Below are 24,053 nucleotides of genomic sequence, written 5' to 3' on the forward strand. Positions count from 1 at the left end.
TTGTCTTGCGTAGTCATGGTGAGTCTGCGTTTAGTGATTAGGTTGTTGGATACTCTAATCTAACTAAACTGTCAGATTTCATCGTGACTACTTCAAGTCAATACAAGATGAACTAATTAATATCAGATATCTACCCTTAAATTTTCGATATAATCCTTTATTAATAGAAAGGCATACTAACCCACTAAAATACTATCAGAAGCCCTCTCGCAATAAATTTAGTAGGCAAAACACTGTTCTATTAGGCTTGAGCCTTATGCTCATCCTCATAACTATCAAAAATCCTTCCCAGCAAATCAAAATGGCCTTTTAGGTTATTCTTCAAAATGTAATCCACATATGAATATTTTTGGGTATTGCTTCTCTTATAATAGCTCGAATCACTTCCTTCCAGATATAAGGGTTTTTCTCCACTAAACAATAACCCCATATCTACTTCAGCACTCCAAGAATTATTAAAAATATTTTTGGTAGCAGTCTTTTTAGCATATTTCTGAAACATTCTCTCCCCTTGTTGAGGTAAATCGCCAGCGTAATATTCGTTAACCTTCTTCCTGTATTTATTTAAAGTTTTAAAGCAAAGGTCATTAATTTTATCGAATCCTTTTTCAAGATCTATCGCATATAAGTTTTTTCCTCCCAAGTATTTATTTATTTGATATTTGGAGTCAAAAATATATTCAATTCTTAGGGTTGACTTATAATTATTACCAATCCCCCTAGCTCTTTCCTTTAAATCCTTATTGTAAATTCTCATTCTTTTACTACCAGTTCGCATCGATGAAAGATAACCTGTATTAAAATGATCTTTTTTTTCAGGTTTTAAATAAGGGAAATCCATATTCAAGATTAATTCCGTCAATTGTCTACAAAATACTTTAAAGTCTCTTCCTTTTATTGAAGGAAATTGGATATCTAAAGCTAAGTCACATTGTTTTACATAAACCTCATACTGTGGAACATACCCCTCAAAAAATTCATCAATTATTATAGTCTTTATATCACTTAAAAATGACTCTTTATAGTGACTAATTTCTTTATCAATATCTTTCTGTAATTTGTCTAAGCTGGATATCTTCAGAGTTATAAATCCAGTACTATTTATCCCCTTAATTTCGATCTTAGCTCTATCAGTCTTGATGTTGTAGATCTTATAATCTTGTTTTGTATACACTTCTTTAACTTTAAAATCATAAAACTTATTATTTAATAAGTTATCAATATTTTCTTCTTTCCCCACGCTTACTGATAAAAGAAGTGTATCTATCACCTTGTTTAAGGAATAATCTACTTTTTTAAAATTAACTCTACTATTACTAATAGCATTTGGGGTTATGCTTATACCATCTTTTACCAATCCTTGACTATCAATCATTTTTACTCTTAAGTAATCCAATTCTTTTTAGTTATACATATGATAATTATTCAATAGTGGTGCAATATCTGACCATTTTTAGCTCTTTAAGGAAAATACCGATCAAATCTTATATTTAGCCAACTTCTGATGAAGTAATTTCCTTACGTCAATAAACATTCATTCACTATATATTGAGTTATAGAAACGTATAAATTCTTTTATTATTACACTGTACCCCATAAGGTTACCTTAATTAATTAAGACATATGTCAATAAAAGCCGCAATTTACTGTCGTGTATCTACTTTAGAACAAACTGAAACAAAAAACGATCAAAGTTCTCATGATACACAGGAGCAAGTTTGTAGAGCTTGGATTTCTGAACGCGGATTTAAAACCTATGATGTATATACAGATACCAAATCTGGCCGAAACCTAGATAGGCCAGAGCTTCAGCGTTTACTCAATGATGCTGAATCTGGTAAAATCGATCTAATTGTGACATCACGATTAGATCGAATAAGTCGAAGTGTCAAAGATTTTCATAATTTAATAGAAGATTTGAATGGCTGGGGTGTCGAAATTTCATTCGCTACTGAATCTATTGACACAACAACACTTATGGGGGAAACCATGCGAAATATGTTGATGGTCTTTGCTCAATTTGAGAGTGACATGAATTCGAAACGAACAAAAGAACAACGAGCCAATGCCATTAAAAATGGCTACTGGATGGGTGGACATATACCACTCGGCTATGACAGAATAAATAATAAGTTAATTGTCAATGATGAGGAAACTGATGCAGTTAACTACATCTTCGACTTATACCTAGAACACAAGTCAGTACCACAAATCAGAAGAATCCTAAACAATCAGGGGTATCGGAATAAAGAATGGATAACCAAAGAAGGTAAAACCAGAGGGGGTAGTAAATTTACCTTAAATTCTCTATACAGTATTTTAAAAAGACGACTTTATATCGGTGAATTTGAATATGAAGGTAATTACTTTGAAACTAAATTTGAAGCCATTGTAGAAAAAGAGAAGTTTCAAAAAGCTCAACAGATTCGCTCAGCGAATGACAATAATTCTAAAAAATACTCCAAAGGAAATTCGCCAAATTTATTAGAAGGAATAATAAATTGTGGTCTTTGCGATTACTCCATGACTCCTACTTATACCAAGAAAAGTGACAAGAAATATTACTATTATAAGTGTGTAAAAAAGAATAAACAAGGCAAATCAACAGACCATAATCCTAAAAGCCTTCCTTATGATAAAGTTGATAACTTTGTTATTAGTACTTTAAAAGTATTTCTCGAACAACCTCAACTCCTGAAAGCTTTTAAAAAGAGAGTTGAATTTAATGCAGAAGATCGAATAGATGAATTAAATTCAAAACTTCGTGCTGTCCAAAATAACAGAAATAGGATTGAGACAGAGATCGACCAAACCATGAATACAATTTTAGATAATCCATCAAACAAAGAGCTTTGGGAAGAAAGACTTACTAAATATAAATCACAACGTGATGATCTGGATTCAGAAATAAAAAGTATTAAAGAAGAATTAGATCAAATCAAAAATTCACGAATTATTGACGATTCTTCCCATAAAGAGATAATCAAAGAATTCAATCAAGAATTCAAAAATAGAACTTTGGATCAGCAAAAAGAATTAGTTCAGACGTTAATTAGAGATGTAGAATCAACAGTACAAAATAAGGACGGTAGTTATACTGGTGAAGGAGAAATAATTATCTCTTATGTGTGTGATGAATTCCTTGAAGCAGAGTGGCAGGAAATAAAAAAGTGCGAAACTAATAAACCAAAAAATTTATCAGTTCGCACTTCATTATGTGATGGCTCCCCGGGTAGGATTCGAACCTACGACCGATCGGTTAACAGCCGATTGCTCTGCCACTGAGCTACCGAGGAATATAACCGCTGGTAATACCATGCGCCTCAAATGAGAGCACAAATATAATTATTAATATATACTCAAGTCAAGATTTTTTTAATCTTTTTTATAACTTTTTCAACGGGCACCGGGCGGTGGGGCCTCAAGTGATTACAGCGGCCCTGCCCTCTCCCCTGAACAAGATCCGACAACGCTATCCAGCGGCTGTTAAAATCAGCCTTTACTTTTACTGAACTTGATTTATTATTACATTAAGCAATCGATTGCACAAACAAAATAAATCATGGATGACAGGACGACGCTAAAAATTCACCCGGACGACAATCTATTGGTAGCTCTCAGCGACCTGGAAGCCGGCCAGGAAATCTCCACTAACGGTCACCCGGTCGTAATCCGGAATGCAATCCCTGCCAAACATAAGCTGGCTGCTTCTGATTTGAACGAGGGCGACAAGGTATACATGTATGGCTCCGTGGTGGGAACCGTCACGGATGATATCCCCGCCGGCGGACTGTTGACAACTGAAAATACCACCCATTCCGTTTCTGATTTTTCATCCCGTACCGGGGAGGCCTCCTGGCAGGCTCCCGATGTAAGCCCCTGGAAAGAGAAGACCTTTATGGGATATCACCGGGGTGATGGCCAGGTTGGAACAGCCAACTACTGGCTGGTCATCCCCCTGGTCTTTTGTGAAAACCGCAATGTCAATGTCATTAAAAATGCATTTCTGCAAGAACTGGGGTATGCCAATCCCGATATGTATCGGGAATATGTATCTGATTTGACCAGTCTTTATAAAGCGGGCAAACTGGATCAGATTTACCGCCAGCATTCCGCCCCGCCCAAAGCCGAGCTTTCCAGGCAGGATCAACTTTTTGATAATGTGGACGGCATAAAATTTTTAACGCATGAAGGTGGTTGCGGGGGCATCAGGCAGGATTCAGAGGCCCTGTGTGGCCTGCTGGCCGGCTATATCTACAACCCCAACGTGGCCGGGGCCACGGTATTGAGCCTTGGGTGCCAGAATGCCCAGGTCGACATCCTCGAAGAAAAAATTCAGCAGCTCACCCCGGACCTCAATAAACCGCTGTATATTTTTGAACAGCAGCAAAGCGGAACGGAGTACGAAATGCTGACTTCTGCTATTCGAAAAACCTTTATCGGGCTGGTGGAAGCCAACAAATGCAAGCGGCAGCCGGCGCCCTTAAGCAAACTCACTGTCGGCATGGAATGCGGTGGTTCAGATGGCTTTTCCGGCATTTCAGCTAACCCTGCTGTCGGTCACGCCGGGGATCTTGTCACCGCCCTGGGGGGATCGGTGATCCTTTCGGAGTTTCCCGAACTGTGCGGCGTCGAGCAAGAGCTGATCAATCGCTCGGTGAATGATGAGATTGCCGAACGGTTCATCGATTTGATGAGTCGCTATTCGGATGCCGCTGAAGCATCCGGTTCCGGTTTTGACATGAATCCCTCACCGGGCAATATCAAGGACGGCCTGATTACTGACGCCATGAAGTCGGCCGGGGCCGCCAAGAAAGGAGGCACCTCTCCCGTCAACGCTGTTCTCGATTACACCGAGTATGTACGCGAAGCCGGTCTCAACCTGCTCTGTACCCCGGGCAATGATGTGGAAAGTACCACGGCCATGGCCGGATCAGGCGCAACTATCATTCTGTTTACCACCGGACTCGGCACGCCGACGGGGAATCCCGTGACTCCAGTGGTCAAGGTCTCATCCAACAGCACACTTGCCAACCGTATGCCCGATATCATCGACATAGACACCGGACCCATTATTTCCGGCCAAAAATCGATTGAAGAGATGGGAGCAGAAATTTTGGATTACATCATTGAACTTGCAAGTGGACACATACAAACGAAGGCGATGCAGCTGAACCAGGACGATTTCATTCCCTGGAAACGAGGCGTATCCTTATAATAATTAATTATTTAGGCATTCATTATTTATGACCCATTTATTTGACTTATCCGGTAAAACAGCAATTGTAACAGGCGGTAACGGCGTATTGGGTGGGGCCATGGCGGAGGGGCTTGCCCAGGCAGGCGCCCGGGTCGCCATCCTCGGTCGTACTAAAGAGACCGTTGACCAACAGGTTGCGGCAATCAGGGAAGACGGCGGACAGGCACTGGCTCTTTATGCTGATGTATTGAATACTGCTGATCTCAAGGAGGCCAATGAGACCGTGCGCAACGAGTGGGGCAAAACTGATATTCTCATCAATGCCGCCGGAGGTAATATTGCCGGAGCCATTATCAACCCGGATCAATCCTTCCTGGATCTGGATGACGAGGCATTTAAAAAAGTTGTGGATCTTAATTTCCACGGAACCTATCGGCCGACCAAGATTTTCAGCGAGTCGATGATTGACTCGAATGAAGGGTGCATCATCAATATTTCATCCATGGCCGCACAGAAAATCATAAGTCGCGTTATCGGCTACTCTGCAGCAAAATCCGCCATTGACAATTTCACCAAATCGTTAGCCGTGGAGCTGGCCAACAAACATGGCGAGGGCATGCGCGTAAATGCAATTGCTCCGGGCTTTTTCATCGGCAAACAAAATAGGGATCTCCTGCTGAATGAAGACGGATCCCTGACTGACCGCGGACAGACTATCGTGGATCATACGCCCATGAACCGCTTTGGGGAGCCGGAAGAGCTGGTAGGAACAGCCGTTTGGCTCTGCAGCGATGCTTCCAGGTTCGTAACGGGAACCGTGATCCCCGTCGACGGTGGATTCAATGCGTTCAGCGGAGTTTAACGTCCCACAAACAACGGGCGGATGTGACGATTGTAGAGGTTATGAGTCACCCGCCCCCCTATCACTTTACTGTGCTCCTTCAGCAAGCGGATGAAGCTGTCTCCCTGCTCAGCGGCTATCTTGTATGCACAGTGCATAAATTGCCGAAGCTGAGCATCGAATAACGGCTTGTCCGGTTCATGTTCAAGCTTTGATACTATGGTCTGCCCACTCCACTCTGCAAAGGTTGGGGGTGCAGGCAGCCGCTCATGCTTGATATTGATTACCGTCTCATAGGGAGCAGTCAACTCTTCATATCGACCGAAAGCTTCACTGTATATTTTTTTCACCATGGCCAGTCCTGATGCACCGGCATCAGCCAGCCCGATGAGCTCTTCCAGCCAGGTGGTCCCCGCTGTCTTGAGGTGTATACCGGCATCATGCTTTTTCAAGAGCCTGTGGATATGCGGATACAGTGAAAACTTATCGCTTCCCGAGTGGATACTTATTTTGAGATCCGCGGGCAAATTAAACCTCTCTTTTGCATATGCAAGTACCAGCAGGTCCTGTTCAAACTCCTTTACAAAGGTCTCAAGATTTCCCACATAGTCCACTCCTTTGTAAAAATCACCGGTAAATTTGGGTGCAATAGTATTTACTGGAATTCCCTTCCGGGCAACCATCTTCAGGATAAAATACAACTCCAGCGGGGTTTGGGGAGTATCCACCTCATCCATCGAAATTTCAAAGACGGCGGTCCCCTGTTTGTGGCTTCGGATATGCTCAAATATTTCCTGCGCCTGGCGAATGGGCTCCAGGTACTGGTCCGCCCAGTCAGACAGAAAGGCATCCGTAACCTGGAAATGCTCTGCAATACCGGGGATGGACAATGACCCGGTCACGTTGTCCTGTTCCCTGATAAAATTTTCTTTATCGGCTGCCCTGCCCTCTTCCCCGATATAGTCTGCAACGTCAATGGTAAAGAAATTGGAACAGGGGATATACGGATCCACGATATCTTTTGTAATATGATCCGCATCTACACCGTAAGGGGCTTTCCAGTGTAATGCAGCCACAGCCTCCTCAGCCTCCCTGCGCACATCGCCGGGTGTTGTACCAATGATTTGATGTTCCCGGTGTGACTTGTTCCAAACCGGAATTATTAAACGATCAAACTTATGTTTCGCTTTCTGAATGGATGCAAGCTGTGCTTTGCCCTGTTGTCCAAATCGATCACCAATTCCAAGTGAATAACGTCCCAGCATACCCTTTGGATTATATTAACCTTCTTGTGAATTTCCTCCCTTGGCCTATATGAATCAATAGTTATGGTCCCTGAGTTCCTTCTTACCCGCATACCATCTCTTTGTTACAGCGGAACAGCCCCTAACCCTGTATATGGCAGGTGACAAGCAATCAATCTATTTAAAAAATAAAAAAATGGCCACCACCTCCCGGAGAAGATGATGGCCATTACTACCAACCGGTGGTAACCGATTCAGTGTCTGTCTAGAGCTTGGGTTCCCATCCGGGTTCATACTCTCGTCCCCACAGACCCATCGCTTCCCGGTCGTAGATACGGCCGGTTGATGGATCTGTCTCCAACGGTTTATTGACCCGGTACGCTATATTAGCCAGGTGGCACATATGAACACTCTTGGCCCCCTCATCAATAGGAGAATTCTGCTGCTCGGCTGTTCCCCGTATGGTATCCAGGAAGTTGACTACATGCTGGGTCGACATGCTCCCGCCGCCGCCGAGGGCTGTACCCTGCTCGCTGCCGCCCGAAGACTGCTCACGAACCAGTTCGCCATCGCGGTCGTACAGGCGATACACCGATCGGTTGACGAATACGGATCCTTCCGTTCCGTATATAATGGTTCCCCGGCCCGCACCGTAGGTATTCAATCCATTGCGACTCTTTCCGTCCCAATTGATTACTTTTCCGTCGGGAAATTCAAATGTTGCGTACATGGTATCGTACATTGTCCAGCCGTCGTCCGGAAAATGCTGCTTGGCTGCATCCACATAGACCTGCTCGGGGTAGTCAACCTGCAGCGCCCAGCGGGCGATATCCACCTCGTGCGTGGCGTTGTTGCCCGTTTCTGCGGTACCCCATTTCCAGCCGTACCAGTGCCAGTTGTAATCCCAGGTATTATGGTGATACGCCTCTCGCGGGGCCGGTCCCTGGAACAGCTCCCAGTTGAGGTCAGACGGCGGATCCTGGGGCACGCGATTGGTCACTTCTCCCCGGCGATTGCTGTAGAAAGCCACCGCCTTGTAAACGTCGCCAATGCGTCCGTTATGGATCTCGTCAATAATTTCAGTGGTATGAGCAGCAGACCGCTGCTGGTTGCCCATCTGAACCACTTTTCCAAATTTCTCCTGTGCTGCGATCAGCAACTCGCTCTCCTGCGGGTTATGGCTGCAGGGCTTTTCCACGTAGACATGCTTGCCCGCCTTCATCGCCATCAGCGCTCCGGGTGCATGCCAGTGGTCGGGGGTAGCGTTAAAGATGGCATCCACCTCCGGATCGTCCAGGACTTCCCGGATATCATCCGTCATCTGGGGGGTGTATGAAAGCTGGTCCTTCAAATCCTCAGCAACTTTATCACGCTGGCTCTTTTTAACATCACAAATATAGGCCAGCTCGGTATTGTACGGGTCCTCAAGGCTCTCATAGTATGCCCCAACGCGTCGTCCACAGCCCATAAAAGCCACACGAATCCGGTCATTCGCCCCCAGAACTCTTCCATAACTTTTCGCTGAAAGCCCCAGGGCAAGTCCACCAGCACCCAGGGTCGTTTTTTTGATAAAATCTCTTCGTGATCCCATAATCAGTTTATTTACAGTTAATTATTGTTTACAGTTCTCGAACTTTAATACTCCGGAAACTTACCTCGTTTCCATGATCCTGCAGCAGGATATGTCCCTGGGGCCAGCGGCCAAATTCTTCCCATTTCTGGTATTTGCTATAGGCCACCAGGGCCGCAAACATTTGTGAAAATCGCTCATACTCTACTACTTTCTGGTTATTCATCCAGTGTTCCACATGACCGTCTTTTGAAATAATGCGTGCTTTGTTCCATCGACCTACACCGTTGAATGGCTTCCCCCTGCCCGGTACGGACAGGTTTTTGGCAGCAATAAGGTCGTAAAGCGAACCGACCTTTCTGTTTCCGGCCACGCCCTTGTTGGCATCAGGGTGGTTGTCATCATCAAGGATCTGAAATTCCGTGCCAATAGCCGATCCGGCTCCTTTATTGAGATCAGGATCCACAAAGTACTTAATGCCGCTGTTGGCACCCTCGGTGATCTTGAATTCAAGTTCAAGCTCAAAATCGCCGTATTGTCCTTCAGTCACAATGTCACCTGGGCCCGTTGCTTCCCCCCCATCGGTCTGCTGGACGGTGAGCACGCCATCACTGATCTCCCAGCCGCTTTCCGGGAAGTGATCGAGTTTGGCCCCGCGCCAGCCCTCGGAGGTAGCCCCGTCCCAGAGCAGCCGCCAGCCGTGATTTTGTTCCCATTCAGTAAGTTCATTTTTAAGATAACTAATCTGCCGCACTTGTGGGTCGGGTGTTTGGCGATGCTCCTGCAGATCTGTAGTACGAATCCTGATATTGCGCCACTTGATCTGCGCACCGACCAGGCTTTCATCATGAATAGAGTGCACCTGCAGTCCGATAAATCCTTCAGCTGTCATATCGTCCACCAGCCGGCTGCACTGTACCCCGTTGATCCAGGTATTGATGGAGGAGCCCACCGCTTCCACCCGGATGGTATTCCACTGGCCAACCTGGAAGGCAGAGCCCGCTTTTTTGTTCACCGAAAGCGGGTAAAGCCATCCGCGTCGTGCCTCGTCATAAATCCCCCCGCTCCAGGCGCGGCGGGATGGATCCAGTTCCACCTGGTAGCCGTGTACCCGGCCATCACGGTAATCGGGATTGCTGTTGCTGCGAATCTGTACCCCGCTGTTGATATGCGTGTCCAGATAGACCTCATATTCCAGGATAAAGTTGCCATAATCCTGCTCGGTCGTCAAAAAGGAGTTGCCCGTATTGGGCACGGCCTCGCCTACAATAGCCCCCTCCTCCACAAAATAATTGGCATCCCCTCCGAGCTGTGTCCACCCATCAAGTGTTTGCCCGTCAAACAGCTGCTGCCATCCATCCTGCCCCATAAGCACCTGCGGGATTGAAAACAAAAAGCATACGAAGATAATTTTTAAATAGTTCATGGGTTATTTCTTGTGAAATTTAGACTAAAATTTATTGTGATAATCTTTATTGGCTGCTGCATAAAATTTTAAAGGCATGAAAACCTTTAAGCCTAAATATGCAAACGATTGCACAATATCAATTCAAATATAAAAAAACGGGCCAAAACCTATACCGAGGAGTCCGGCTCTTGGAAGCAAATTTTAGCAAACATCATCGACAACCATTGCTTGTTTCACGGTCTCCCCGGCGGGAAGATCGGCTCCCGGCCTTCTTCTACTTGGTCAGGCTTTTGAGGTACTCGATGCTTTCAGGGACACGGCGGACCACGGCATCGCTCTCATCCTCGATATAAAAATATTCAATATTAGTATCCTGAGCCGCTTTCAACACAGCTGGAAAATCAATCTGTCCGGTACCCAGACGTACATCATATTCGTGGGGAGCACTTCCGGAAAAATCGCCCTCTACGCCCTTCTTGAGATCCTTCAGGTGCATCAGAATAAAGCGATTGGGGTATTTATTCAACAGATCGACCGGATCGGCTCCCGGATGCGCCACCCACAGTAAATCCATTTCAAAGCCCACGTACTCCGGATTTGTATGCTGAACCAGGTAGTCAAAAAGGGTGCCATCTTCATAAGGCCTGAATTCGTAGCCGTGATTGTGATAGGCAAAACTGAGCCCTTCCTTCTTGAGCGCCATTCCGGCCCGGTTAAAATCTTCAGCTGCCCTCTTAGCGTCCTCAATACTAAAGGGCGATTCATGGGGAATCCATGCTATGCGCACATAATCGGCCCCCAGGGTATGGGCATCCCGGGCCACCTGGGCGGTATTGTCTACAAGATCATCATAGCCTACACCGTAGGATGTGCAGATGAGCCCGCGTTCGTCCAGCATTGCGCGCAGCTCCTGTGCGGTCTTTCCAAACAGGCTTGAAAACTCAATATTCGTTACCCCCATGTCTTTGATAAGATCCAGGGTACCGGCAACATCTTCTTCAAACTGATGCCTGAAACTATAGGAGACCACCCCCGGATCCGGTAGCAACTGCTCCTGTGCCTGCGCCTGTACAGACGTAGTGACAGGATTTATTATACTTGTTAAAAGAAAAACACTGATTCCGATAATTATTCGAGTAACCATACAAATGATTGATATGAGTTAAGGTGAAGAGGTATTACATACCTTGTTTATAAAATTACGTACCCAGAAATATGCTGGATCATTTTGAAAACCGATGAAGCCATCATAAAACCTGGCTACACTTTGACGAAAATTTTCTTCCGGTACAGGAAATACAAAAGCAGCCAGACCAGCATCATGGCTCCAAAAGCCTGGAATACTTCATGCCAGGGCTCGGGAAAAATGGAATAAACACCTCCAAACAGCAGGCGTGAAGTTTGCCCAAAATCAATAAACCGATAGCCCAGATAAATGGTAAGCGAATTCAGGCCAATGACCTGAAAAAAGAACGCCCATTTCCTGTATTTCAGCACATCGATGATTCCATAGAATGCAAACATAAACAGGAACGCCATCCCTCCCGTCAATAAAATGAAAGAGCTTGACCAAAGGTGCTTGTTGATGGGAAAATGTGTACTCCAGAGGAGTCCGATTCCGAGACAGCCGACCCCTGCCAAAAACAGCAACTGCAGCTTCTTCATCTCATTTCTTCCCGAGCGCAGAATATCTCCGGCAAAAGATCCGAGCATTGTTAAACACAGTGCGGGAAACTGCGTAATCAGCCCCAATTCATCATAGGTATCCTGGAGCAGTCGGCCGGGCAGCAACTGGCGGTCAATCCAGCCTACCAGGTTGCCTTCAAATGAAAGGTCACCCGCCCCATAGCCGGGCACGGGGATGAGAAACAGCGCCGCATAATACAACAGCAAAATTGAACCAACCCATATTAGCCGGCTTCGTCTGGAAAAATTCAGATACAGGATCATAGTGATGAAGACTGCAATGCCAATTCGACCCAATACACTCACATACCTGATCTGTGAAGGCTCGAAGATAGAGACAGGGGCATTCTTGTACAAGATCCCCAGGCCAATCAGGATGAGCATGCGCCTGAAACCTTTACGGTACAACATGGATTTGCTCATTCCCACCGACAGGCCCTTGTTCAGCGAAAACGGCAATGATACGCCAGCAATAAAAAGGAAAAGAGGAAAAATAAAATCGTAAAAGGTAAAACCGTGCCAGGCGGGATGGGTCATCTGTACAGCCAGCCAGTCGATCCAGCCCCATTCTGTCTTGCCTTCCATCAACCTGATAAAAAGAGCCCCGCCCGAAATCAAAAGCATATCAAAACCGCGTAGCGCGTCAATAGAAAGGAGTCGCCTGGATTTTTTCACTCCTTCTGATCCATTGGTCCGCTCCGGCACACTGCTGCCAAAAAACAATTTTTGTTCAAATCGTTGCCACTGCTCCTGAATAACAGAAAAATTGATCGTATCCATTTTATATTCGCTTATATTTCAAAAAATGAGAACACCACTCCAGAACGTTATGTTTTCCCTGTTAGCTATCCCCTGTTCCATATTTGTCGATGGCCGTTAAGTATAAATCCATGCTTCTTATCCATTTGCCAGGGCCTCCCGCACTTCTTCCAGAAAACGAGGCACCTTCTCCATGGGATCCCCACCCAGCGTTTCAATCGGGATATATCCCCTGTAATTCACTTCCTGCAAAATGGCTACAATTTTGTTCAAATCCGTTCTCACGCGCTGATCCCGAAATCCCAGGTATTCTTTTATCTGCCATGACACGGCGTGGGGAGCAACCCGTGCAATATCCTCATAAGGGTCTTCCGTCGAAAAGCTGCCCACATCCAATATAATACCAAGCCAGTCTGAATCAACCAACCGCAAAATCTCCAGCACATGATCCGCAGTTTTGAGATAGTCGTTGTGATTTTGGACGCCAATCATCACGCCGTGGGCCTTGCCACAGGCTACACATTCTTTCAATGCCCCTGCAATCCACCCATTCATTTCATGCCGGCTGTAGCCTTCCGGGATGCCCCGGCCCGCAAAGACTCTTATCACAGGAGCGCCCAGTTTTGCAGCCACGCGAATCCATTTTTTGACATGGGCGACGTCATCTTTTCTTTTTGCCGGGTCGGGGTCGGTAAAATTATTACGCACCCCCGTACCACTGATTTCCAGTCCCTCCACGAAGGCCTTTCGTTTTAACTGATAGACATATTCATCATCCGGCACCCCGGGATAATTCGGAAAATAGTATCCTGTAGGATCAAAAGCATCAAAATTCAACTTGGCACAGTACATAAGCAGCTCCTCGAGGTCCATATCCCCTTCCTGCAAGTAACGGTTAAAAGAATAAGCATTCAAACTAATCTTGATATGCTCGTTTCCTACGCTGCCGCCCCCCCTTTGTTTAAAGCTGGCTTGCCCCGAGAATCCAAATCCCCCTGCTGCCAGCACTGATGTTTTAACAAAATTTTTCCTATTCATAACAGTAGTATTTAATGCATCGCGATCATTATAAAATATTCCCGGGGCGTTCCCTGTATGAGGCATCCGGCCATACATCGCCGCACGCTAAGACAGTAAAAATATCCCGGTTCAATCTTTGACATTTTGCCTAAAGAATTGCGGGCGCTGGTTATTTTTTATAACAGCAACAGCGGTATCGCCTTTTACTGCCGCAAGCGGAACCAATGCCCGTACTTCACCTTCCACAACAAATCCGCTGGCATCCAGCTCTACAGCGTCAAAGGTTCCCTTACCACTTCCCTTCAGCACCAGTCCCCGACTGGCATCCTGTCGTCCTCCCAGCCCTGGTTTGACATCATGGATATTACCACCCAGCAATATGTCCATAGCTCCATCGCCATCAAAATCGCCTGAGTGCAGTCCCAATACCGGTGCAATCTGGGCCATATCGGGCAGTTCCCGGACTGTATAAGTTTGATCCCCCCGGTTTTCAATGTACAATGAAGCAAAAGTGGTAATTTCCCTAATCGTTGCGGAATCCACAAGCTCTTCACCAAAAAGTTCTTCCATTGACCTGGTAGAATATTCGGCAAACCCGGACATTTCATTCGCCAGGGATGGAAACTGTTCAACAAGTTCGTTTACGCTTTCTAAGGGAAAGTAGCGGCCTTCTTCACGGTAGGCAATAACCGGGGACAACTGGCCCTTTCCTTCGAAATCCTGTATATAGAGCCGCAGGGGAGATTCCTTCGAAGCTTCCAGGCGGGAGTTCGTCCCAAAGTTCCCGGCGATGATATCGGGTTTTCCGTCACGATTGAAATCATCCACCAGCAATTTCGACCAGAGCCCCCGGATTTGCTCCAGGCCCGTATTGTCCTCATCCGGTGACAGCCGCTGTCCGTTGTTTGTGAATATCTTTACCGGCATCCACTCGCCGGCCACTACCAGGTCGGGATGCCCGGAGCCCGTCATATCAGCCCATACTGCATCGGTTATCATGCCTGCTTGTTTCAGTTCCGGGGCAATCTGTTCAGTCACATCTGTAAAATGGCCGGTTCCGTCATTTTGGAGCAGGTAGTTCCTGGATGGAGCCCCATAATTCCACGACTTCCTGCTTCCAACAAACAGGTCGACGGCACCATCACCGTTAAAATCGGTGGCAGCGGCAACCGAGCCGTTCGTATTAATGCCGGGCAGCTTGTCCACCGCCTTGCTGAATGTTCCATTGCCCTGGTTCAGATAAAGACGGTCAGCCAGAATATCGGTATTGTTGTGATACTGGTTCCCGCCGCTGACAACATAGATGTCCAGTAGATCATCGCCATCAGCATCCAGGAAAACCGCTGATACATCTTCGCTGCCCCTGTCCAGTGCAAATAGCTTGCTGTTGGACACAGAAGCCGAGAACGTGCCGTCAGCCTGCTGGATATAAAGCTGTGCCGACTGTCCATGAGCACCGCCCAGGAACAGATCATCCCTGCCATCGCCATTGATATCACCCCGGGCCACGGCCGGACCAAGCCGGGACATCTTATATGGCAGCGAGGGCTCGCGCCGGAAATCACTGAATTTGTTTTCCCTGTGAACATAGTCGAGGTTCACCTGCTCCGTAATATCCGTAAATAACCGGGAACCCGGCTCATTCCTCAGCCTCTTGTAATCAAAGGTACCTACAGCATTTCGCTGATCGACTTCCAGCGTCTTGTTTAACCGAACACGACCCAATGTCTGGAAGGAGTGATCGGGCCAGACAACCGTAAGCGAATCGATAGCGGAGCTGTTGCCCAGACCAAAATGCATGGTGTGGCTGACCGACGACTGAAACCCCCTGGTAGGACTCTGCTCACGGTATAAAACCTGCTGCCCCCTGTACAGTATTACTTTGGCACCAATGCCCGAGGTATTCATATCCCTGCCATGCAGCCGGATGTTCAGATAGTTATTTAAACTATCCTGTTGCACCGTTTTATTTCGGTAAATGAAAGCAGGCATGTTTACATTATTGACAATCAGATCCAGCGCCCCGTCGTTATCAAGATCGGCATAGGCGGCCCCGCTGGAGTAGCCTGGATGATCGAGCCCCCATTCCCCGGCCTTATTGGAAAAATTCCAATTGGCCTTGTTTTCATAGGCATAGTTGGGAATCCTGACCGATGGCATCTCTTCAATGAGCTTGAGATTTTCCTCCTCGATATCATCACTGAGCGATATTTGCCGGCTTTGTTCCTGCAGCAACCGGTTATAGTCCATATCCGTCGGCCGACCCACGATGCCATTGGTTACAAAAATATCGTTGAGGCCATTGTTATCCATATCCAAAATCAGGGCCGCCCAGCTCCAGTCCGTGGCGGCGATACCCGACATGAATCCTATATCACTGAATAAAGGGGCCGCTCCACCGGGCTTGGGCCCCCTGTTCAGCTGCAGCGTATTGTGAGAATACTGCGGCTGGTACCCAAACCTGCGGTCGGTCTGTACTCTGCCGTAAGTATTGAGAATCCCTGATCGCTTTACGACATCCTTCTCTTCCGGCAGCATATCCAGCGAGACAATTTCCATACGTCCATCATTGTTTAAATCTCCGATATCGTTGCCCATCGATGACTTGCTGGAATGCCCGACGTACTGGTAAAGTGCTTCCCTGAATGTCCCATCCCGGTTGTTGAGATACAGGTAATCGTCTTCGTGATAGTCGTTCCCGATATAAATATCCGGCCAGCCATCCCTGTTGATATCACTCACTGCAATACCCAGCCCGTAACCGAGGGCACTGCTGTAAATGCCCGATTCCCCAGTGACGTCCACAAAATTCGTGCCGTCATTGCGGTACAGGCGGTCTCCTGCCAGGGAGTCGTTCTCCGCCCGGAGTATGTCGGCCCTTCCATTGGTTTTCTCACTGTGAAAGGAATGGTTCAGCAAATACATGTCCAGGTCACCGTCCAAATCGTAATCGAAGAAGGCAGCTTGTGTCGAATACCCTTTAAAATCAAGCCCATATTCGGAAGCCCGCTCTGTAAACGTACTATCTTTATTATTTATGAAGAGCTGGTTCGCACCGGTTTTGCCTCCATAGTTGACCCGGCTGACATAGATATCCAGGTAATCATCACCATTAACATCGGCCATGGTCACCCCGGTCGACCATCCCGTGGTGTCGCCATCCACCCCTGCCGATGCCGTAATGTCTTCAAATACAAAATCACCCTTGTTCAGGTATAATTTGTTTTTCAGCTCGTTACCCACAAAATAAAGGTCAACCAGACCGTCATTATTGATATCACCCGCGGCCACGCCTGCCCCATCATAGAAATACCCGTAATTCTGAATATTCAGCGCCTTGGTATTCGTAATATTGTTTTCAAAATCAACTTGGGTCTGTTCTGCCGGCATTAACTCAAACCGTTTATCAGTTTCCCGGTCAGACGAGCACCCCAGGATCCCCCACAATGGGAGTACCGCAGCCAGACAGAAAAATACGTTTCGCACTGTTAGGTCTTTTAAATTTGGTGTATGGTATTGAATACGATATAAAATAGCCTTTAAATAAAGAGAGGCAACCCCTTTGCGGCTGCCTCCCTTCTGGTCACTTATTACGGTGTTGTGTTTATCAATTAATTGTAGCCGGGATTCTGCTGCAGCACCGGCTCACCACCAACGGTACTCAGGTCAATCTGATTTTGCGGAATGGGATAGTACTCATTTTTTCCAGGTGTAAACTGTCCATCCCGTGTGGGTATACCCAAAGCCGGCCCCTCGTAGCTAAAGAATTCATTCAGCTTTTTGTCGGCTTCACCCCAGCGCACCAGATCAAAGAAGCGGTGGCCTTCCATCGCCAGTTCAAGCTTGCGTTCAAAATGAACCGCCTGTTCGGCGAAGGCCGGATCACTGAATTGAGCTGCCGTATACAGACCGATATTGTAATTCGGGATCTCATACTCCTGCCAGTTGTCCGCATTGTCGGAAGATCCGCCTCCCAGGAATACGAAGGTTGTGCCAGTATCCTCTCTGATCACCCAGTCGAACTGCCCCACTTCTTCAAGACTGAGCATCTCCTGCTCGCTTGATACCTCTGCAATGGCCTGGCCGCGATTGAGATCAATGCTGACCCAGCCGTCTTCGTTGGCCGCTCGTTCACGAACCCGGTTTACATATTGTCGGGCTTGTTCCAGAGATCCGACTTCAATCTCCGTTTCCGCGGCCAGCAACAGTACGTCGGCAAAACGAATCACATAAGTATTGATAGCGGAGCCCGGCGCCCACGAGTTGAGATCGGCATACTGTGCCTGCTGCTCAGCCCAGTAGACGTGCTTTTTGGGACCGTAGGGACCAAAGTTTTCAGGTTCACGAGCCCAGGCTGTTCCGGGATAAGGACCCCAGTCGTGATACGGCACCCCTCGTCGGCCCACCGTCCAGTCCAGGCGGGGATCCAGAGTACCCTGGTAGGGCTGAAACTGCTCCTGGGGAGATACGCCCATATCATTGGTCACCATCTCACTGTTATAGGGATCAGGATCACTGACATCAATAATGGGCAGACCGTTGCTGCTTGTCCTATAGGAGTTGACCAGATCCTGTGTGGGCTGAAAATAGCCGCAGCACGAGAAGGGGCTGGTATCTCCGTAAGGGAAAGCCGGTGACATGCCCAGATTGGCATTGCTTGTGTGTCCCGTGCCATCGTTGGCAACCATCTCGACGGCAAAAACCGCTTCAGGATTGCCATCTTCACGGGCGGGATTATAATTCTGTCGGAACTCGTCAATCAGGTCGTAGGGTACGCCCTGGGAGGTAACGCCATTGGCAATGATCTCATCAAACAGAGGCTTTGCATCCCCCCATTTTTCCTGGTAAACATAAGTCTTGGCCAGGTAGGACGCTGCTGCCCATTTATTAACGCGAGCCGCATCATTCTGCACTTCAGGAAGGTTCTGGTAGGCAAAATCAAAATCCGCTTCTATATTCGGCCAGATGTCCTGATCGTTCGGCTGATTTGGATTTTCCGTTTCCTCATCAACCCAGGGCACCTTATTGAACATCTTTTTCAGCTCAAAATAATAGTGTCCCCGCAAGAAGCGCGCTTCTGCAGCCACTCGCTGCTTATCCGCTTCACTCATGTCTTTCACACGGTTGATCAGATCCAGAACTGCATTTGCACGCCGGATGCCTTCGTAGAGCGCCGTCCATTTTCCATCGAGATAACTGATGGTGGCCGAAGCATTACCGTTTCCAATCTGGACGTAACCGTTGGTGTTTCCCAGCGACTCGCCCTTGTGCGCATCGCCCCCGGCGATACTTCCGTAGACCCAGTTGCTCACATCTGTGGCCCCTCTTCGTTCGGAGTTCAGGCTTTGCCCGTCCAAGGCGCCATAGGCCCCGACAAGCAGGGTTTCAACCCCTTCTTCGTTCGCCAACACGTCCTCACTCAGTGCCCCTTTAGCCGGCACATCGATAATCGAATCGCAGGCATAAAAGAGTCCACCGATTGCTATCAGACTCGTAATGATTATTGCATTTCTTACACTATTCATAATATCATCCTTTTTGTTTATTAAATTCATTTATCAGAATGAGAGGTTAAGTCCCAACAAAAACTGTCGTGTGCTGGCGTAGGCACCCTCATCAATTCCAAAGTTTGTACTCCCGCCACCGATCTCAGGGTCAATTCCACTGTAGCCCGTGATGGTGAATAAATTGGAAGCCTGGACATAGAGTCGCAGTCGAGAGGCCGAAATTTTCTCTGTGAGTCGCTCAGGGAAAGTGTACCCCAGCACCAGCTCCTTCATCCTGAGATAGGAACCGTCTTCCACAAAATAGGAGTTGGGGACGGTGGACGTACTGAATCCGCCACCTGTAGTCTGAAGGGGAAGCGACGCATTGGTATTCTCAGGCGTCCATGAATTGTACAGTGCTGCATGGCTCTTCGCCCCTGCAAAGTTGGAGTAAAAGTCGGTCCACCATCTTACCTGGTTCCATATATCATTGCCCTGCGAACCGTAGAGGAACGCATTCAGGTCAAATCGCTTGTAGTTCAGACCGATATCCAGGCCATAGGTGAAGTCCGGATTCGGGTCGCCCAGGAAGGTCCGGTCGTCTGCAGTGATCTCGCCATCGCCGTTCAGGTCTGCATAGCGGAATGTACCCACTGCGGCATCCGTCTGGAAACTTCCGTCCGGAGCGCCGGCATTGGCCTGGTCGAGCTCGCTCTGACTGTTGAAAAAGCCTTCAATCTGGTAGCCATAGAAAGAGGAGATCGGCTGACCTACCTCATTGCGGATGATATCTGATCCGAACCTCCTGCTGTCCTGACTGAAGTACTCGCTGATCTCGGAAATTTTAACAATTTCGTTTTCATAGGAAGTAAAGGTCAGGCTTACATTATACTGCAGATCTTCACTTCCGATGTTGCCCAGCGTGGTGACCATGGCATCAATTCCACGGTTTTTCATATTGGCAACATTAACATAGGGAGGTGTTGCCGTACCAGCCGTACCAACAAGCCGCGGGTTGAACAGCAGGTCTTTTACATCCTTCCAATAGTATTCGGCTACGATTTCCAGTTTGTCATTAAACAGCGTGGTTTCAACCCCGATGTTTCCGCTGATGTTTTTCTCCCACTTGGCATCCGGGTTACCGATGCGGCTTTGCTCAAATCCCTGCTGAACATCACTGTTGCTGGCATTGATGGGATAGAAGGAAGAAGCATTATCCCCGACGTACAGGTTGTACGGGTTGTTGGGATCTACGTTCAGCTGGTTCCCCATGACTCCGTATCCAGCACGCAGGCGCAGTTCGGAAATCCAGGAAATATCCTGCATAAAAGACTCTTGTGACACCCTCCATCCGACACTTCCCGCGGGGAACATGCCCCACTGGTAGTTCTCGAACCGGGAGGAGCCATCGCGTCGCAAAGTGGCACTCAGGATGTATTTGCTGTCGTAGTTGTAGTCAATACGCCCGAACACGGACAAGAGCCCATCCTCGTACTCATAACTATAGTTGGTTCTGTTTCCGGAACCGGTCGACAGGTTCGTGTAATTGGGATTGAATGAAAAGTAGCCCTGTGAGGAACCGCCGAAGTTCTGACCCTCGTTGTGGTAGGCTTCCGTTCCCAGCAGTACCTCAAGAGAGTGAACATCATTGAAGTCCTCCTGGAAGGTCAGCGTATTACTCCAGGTGAAGTTATACCCTTTGGATCCGTTGACGCTAAACTCGTTGACGGAGTTGTTTTCCGCATTTTCATATTCCGGGAAGGTAAACGACTTGCTGGTCACTGACGATATCTCTCCGCCAAAATTGGAGCGGAACTGGAACCGGTTGTCGGCAAAATCAACCTCGGCAAACACATTTCCGAACAACCTGCTGTTGTTGGCTTCGTTATTGCGGGTTCGATACTGCTGAGCTACCGGATTTGAAGCCTGACCCAGCTGCTGACCGGCCGAGCCTGCAAAATTTCCGGCAATATCGTATACCGGTACAATCGGCTGCTGCCGGTACGACATACCGATGGCGCTTCCCTCGCTGAGGGCACTGACCTGTGGACTTTCCGAGAAGGAATATGACAGGTTCTCCCCGATCCGAACATTATTGCTGATTTTGAAATCAGTGTTAACCCGTATGGTAGAACGCCTGTTGAAGGTTCGATCCAGCGTTCCCTGCTGATCGTAATGATTCAGGGTTAAAATATAGTTACCGGCATCTCCGCCTCCACTGATGGAAAGGTCATGATTCATCGTCATGGCCGGCGAAAATATTTCGTCGTACCAGTCGGTTCCCTGCTTATTGGCGCGAACGATCTGATTAAACTCATTCAGCTGAGCAGGATCCTTGTATTCAGGTTTCAGGTAGTAGGAATCTTCATTTACATCTCCTTCCATCTCGCCTGCAGGACGAATATAATCGGGCAGAACCGGCTCTGATCCATTGCCATACTGCGGATCAGGCGCCGGGTTACCGCCGGAATTTCGAATGGCCGCCCATTTGAGTTCCGCCATTTCCTGGGGACTCAGGATATTCCAGACGTTGCCCTGCTTGGGAATTGAATAACCGGCATAGCCGCTGTAATTCACCTGCACATCACCGCCGCCTTTCTTGGTAGAAATGACAATAACCCCGTTAGCGGCCCGTGCCCCGTAAATAGACGCCGCCGATGCATCCTTCAGTACCTGCATCGTTTCGATGTCATTCGGGTTGATGGAATTGATATCCTGGGTAGGCACTCCGTCTACAATGTAAAGGGGTGCATTATTGCCAAAGGTGTTGATTCCGCGTATTCTGACATCCGGCTCCTCGCCCGGCTGCCCGGAAGAGGTAACAGAAACGCCCGAAGCCCGTCCCTGCAGCTGCTTGGTCACCTGCCCGGAAGTTCCCTGATTGAGTCCTTCAACATCAACACTGGCCACCGAACCGGAAATATTCTGCCGCTCCTGGGTGGCATAACCGACCACAACCAACTCTTCACCGGAAAAGGTCTCCGCTTCCATCGTTATGTTGATGGAATTTCGCCCGTTGATGGGAACGACCTGTTCCCGATAGCCGATAAATGAAAACCGCAACGTATCAGACTCACTGTCAACAGTAATTTCATATTCACCGTCGCCGTTGGTCGTGGTACCCGTTGCTGTTCCCATCACAAGGATATTCACCCCGGGTAGCGGAGATCCCGTAGCCCCCTCCGTTACCACTCCGGAGACTGTGAAGGATCCTGATCCCTGTCCGTATGAAACGCTGCCCACCATCAAAAAACACAGCAATGCCGGTAAAAACATGCGATGCCTGATGGCCTTTAACACTACATAGATATGCGATATCTGTATCATTCTACTCACCATAGTTACCCTTTAAGTTTAAACGAAAATAACCTTCCCTTTAATCAACATGCATTCAGTAACAGTTTAACTGAGTCCCTAAACCAAAGATGTGCCAATTAAACCAGTATCCCTTCGTACAAATTAACTAAATCGTGGCATTTCCTTTTGTGCAATCGTTTGTTCACGCACTACTTTAACCGTTTTCAGGCGGGATTACAAATTTTTTTTAAAATAATTTCAGGAAAAACGAAACTTTTTTGGGTACTGCCGGAAGCATAGCGGATCTTCTTGCAGGAAAAACCCCTATATCCCTAAAGATTATTTTTATTCCTCGTCAGAAATGATAGTTTTGTTCTTATTTGTCCAAATTGGAATGAAAATTTTTATGAAAAATAAGAAGACGACCATACACGACATAGCGGATGAACTGGGGGTGACCGCCTCCACGGTTTCCAGAGCCCTGCAAGACCATCCGCGCATCAGCGACTCCACCAAAGAGGCCGTCATAGAGACCGCAGAAAAGCTCAATTACCAGCCGAATAACATTGCTGTAGCCCTGCGAAAAGGAAAAAGCAATATCCTCGGTGTCATCGTGCCCACTGCCGACCGTAACTTTTTTGCTTCAATCATCAGGGGCATTGAAGAGGTCGCGAATGATGCGGGATACAACGTTATCATTTGCCAATCCTATGATTCCTTTGAAAAGGAAAAAAACAATATTAAAGCACTCCTGGAGGCCCAGGTGGATGGCATCCTGGCTTCCATTGCGATGGAAACCGTGGAGCATTCCCATTACGAAAAAGTCCTGAAAAAGGGTGTACCCCTTATTTTTTATGACCGCGTCAATGAATCCATTAACGCCAGCACAGTCGTTATTGACGACTTTCTGGGGGCTTACCGGGTGGTAGAACATTTAATTGAACAGGGATACCGGCGAATTGCACATTTTGCGGGACAACAGCATATCAACATCTACAAAGAACGGTTGCGTGGCTACCGGCAGGCGTTGAGAGATCACGACCTTCCCATTGACGAGAATCTAATCATTGAAAGCAAACTCAAGATCGAATCAGGCAAGAATTCTACCCAGAAAATGCTTTCCCTCTCCACTCCTCCCGATGCCATCTTTTCAGCCAGCGACTATGCCGCCATGGGCGCCATTCAGGTTTTAAAAGAGCGGGGTGTCTCCATACCGGATGACACCGCCGTTGCCGGCTTCAGTAATGAATCCTTTACATCACTGGTGGACCCCCCGCTGACCACCGTCGACCAGCACACGAATCGCATGGGAAAATTTGCCGCCGAGCTCTTTCTGGAGCAGGTCAAGGCGGAGGAAGGCAACTTTATTACCCGTAAAACCGTCCTCAAACCGGAGCTGATCGTACGCCCCTCCTCGTTAAAAGAAAAATGATGCTTAACAAACATTTGTAGGTTCTTATACTGCCAATGCCATACAACTTGACTTTTTTCCATTGGATTTATTAAAAAATTATGGTCAAAATTTCCATTTTTCCAGTTGAA

Annotated in this window: 13 protein-coding genes, 1 tRNA gene and 1 pseudogene; 4 read left to right on the plus strand and 11 right to left on the minus strand. The window is 47.4% G+C overall.

What is annotated here, in order from left to right:
- Positions 1–241: 241 nt before the first annotated feature.
- Entirely contained in the window at positions 242–1,375 is a 1,134-nt protein-coding gene (locus FN808_RS14575) for a hypothetical protein (RefSeq protein WP_142715350.1), read from the minus strand.
- Positions 1,376–1,623: 248 nt separating this feature from the next.
- Here FN808_RS14575 and FN808_RS19485 point away from each other — a divergent pair.
- Positions 1,624–2,655, plus strand: a pseudogene (locus FN808_RS19485) (recombinase family protein); the annotation flags it as partial.
- Between the two features lie 566 nt (positions 2,656–3,221).
- On the opposite strand, the gene FN808_RS14590 reads toward FN808_RS19485, so the two are convergent.
- A tRNA-Asn gene (locus FN808_RS14590) sits at positions 3,222–3,296 on the minus strand.
- A 266-nt stretch (positions 3,297–3,562) separates the two neighbouring features.
- Between FN808_RS14590 and FN808_RS14595 the strand changes: the two genes are divergently transcribed.
- Both FN808_RS14595 and FN808_RS14600 read left to right on the plus strand, forming a co-directional pair.
- Positions 3,563–5,218, plus strand: coding sequence for a UxaA family hydrolase (locus tag FN808_RS14595; protein WP_142715351.1), 1,656 nt, complete (start codon positions 3,563–3,565; stop codon positions 5,216–5,218).
- A gap of 28 nt (positions 5,219–5,246) precedes the next feature.
- Positions 5,247–6,062 carry an SDR family oxidoreductase gene (locus tag FN808_RS14600; RefSeq protein ID WP_142715352.1) on the plus strand — a complete coding sequence of 272 codons (816 nt, stop codon included), beginning with the start codon at positions 5,247–5,249 and terminating at the stop codon, positions 6,060–6,062.
- On the opposite strand, the gene FN808_RS14605 is transcribed toward FN808_RS14600, so the two are convergent.
- The 9 genes from FN808_RS14605 to FN808_RS14645 all read right to left on the minus strand — a co-directional run bounded on the left by FN808_RS14605 (position 6,059) and on the right by FN808_RS14645 (position 22,541).
- Complete coding sequence (locus FN808_RS14605; protein WP_142715353.1) at positions 6,059–7,306, minus strand: tagaturonate epimerase family protein; 1,248 nt, start codon at positions 7,304–7,306, stop codon at positions 6,059–6,061. The two genes, FN808_RS14600 and FN808_RS14605, sit on opposite strands and share 4 nt — an antisense overlap.
- A 244-nt stretch (positions 7,307–7,550) precedes the next feature.
- Positions 7,551–8,876 carry a Gfo/Idh/MocA family protein gene (locus FN808_RS14610; RefSeq protein ID WP_142715354.1) on the minus strand — a complete coding sequence of 442 codons (1,326 nt, stop codon included), beginning with the start codon at positions 8,874–8,876 and terminating at the stop codon, positions 7,551–7,553.
- Positions 8,877–8,904: 28 nt separating this feature from the next.
- Entirely contained in the window at positions 8,905–10,281 is a 1,377-nt protein-coding gene (locus FN808_RS14615; protein WP_142715355.1) for a 3-keto-disaccharide hydrolase, read from the minus strand.
- A 256-nt stretch (positions 10,282–10,537) separates the two neighbouring features.
- Positions 10,538–11,407: a sugar phosphate isomerase/epimerase family protein gene (locus FN808_RS14620; RefSeq protein WP_142715356.1), complete on the minus strand. Its 870-nt coding sequence runs from the start codon at positions 11,405–11,407 to the stop codon at positions 10,538–10,540.
- A gap of 116 nt (positions 11,408–11,523) precedes the next feature.
- Entirely contained in the window at positions 11,524–12,729 is a 1,206-nt protein-coding gene (locus tag FN808_RS14625; RefSeq protein ID WP_142715357.1) for an acyltransferase family protein, read from the minus strand.
- 117 nt (positions 12,730–12,846) lie between these two features.
- Positions 12,847–13,746 (minus strand): sugar phosphate isomerase/epimerase family protein, encoded by a 900-nt coding sequence (locus tag FN808_RS14630; RefSeq protein WP_142715358.1) that lies wholly within the window; start codon positions 13,744–13,746, stop codon positions 12,847–12,849.
- 111 nt (positions 13,747–13,857) lie between these two features.
- Positions 13,858–17,214 (minus strand): VCBS repeat-containing protein, encoded by a 3,357-nt coding sequence (locus FN808_RS14635; RefSeq protein WP_142715359.1) that lies wholly within the window; start codon positions 17,212–17,214, stop codon positions 13,858–13,860.
- Between the two features lie 125 nt (positions 17,215–17,339).
- A complete protein-coding gene (locus tag FN808_RS14640; RefSeq protein WP_185958427.1) occupies positions 17,340–19,253 on the minus strand; it encodes a RagB/SusD family nutrient uptake outer membrane protein in 1,914 nt (637 codons plus the stop codon).
- A 33-nt stretch (positions 19,254–19,286) separates the two neighbouring features.
- A complete protein-coding gene (locus FN808_RS14645; RefSeq protein WP_221930067.1) occupies positions 19,287–22,541 on the minus strand; it encodes a SusC/RagA family TonB-linked outer membrane protein in 3,255 nt (1,084 codons plus the stop codon).
- A gap of 376 nt (positions 22,542–22,917) precedes the next feature.
- On the opposite strand from FN808_RS14645, the gene FN808_RS14650 reads away from it, so the two are divergent.
- On the plus strand, positions 22,918–23,943 hold the full coding sequence (locus FN808_RS14650; protein ID WP_142715361.1) for a LacI family DNA-binding transcriptional regulator: 1,026 nt from the start codon (positions 22,918–22,920) through the stop codon (positions 23,941–23,943).
- Positions 23,944–24,053 lie beyond the last annotated feature (110 nt).

The organism is Fodinibius sediminis (genome assembly GCF_900182555.1).
Taxonomy (GTDB): domain Bacteria; phylum Bacteroidota; class Rhodothermia; order Balneolales; family Balneolaceae; genus Fodinibius; species Fodinibius sediminis.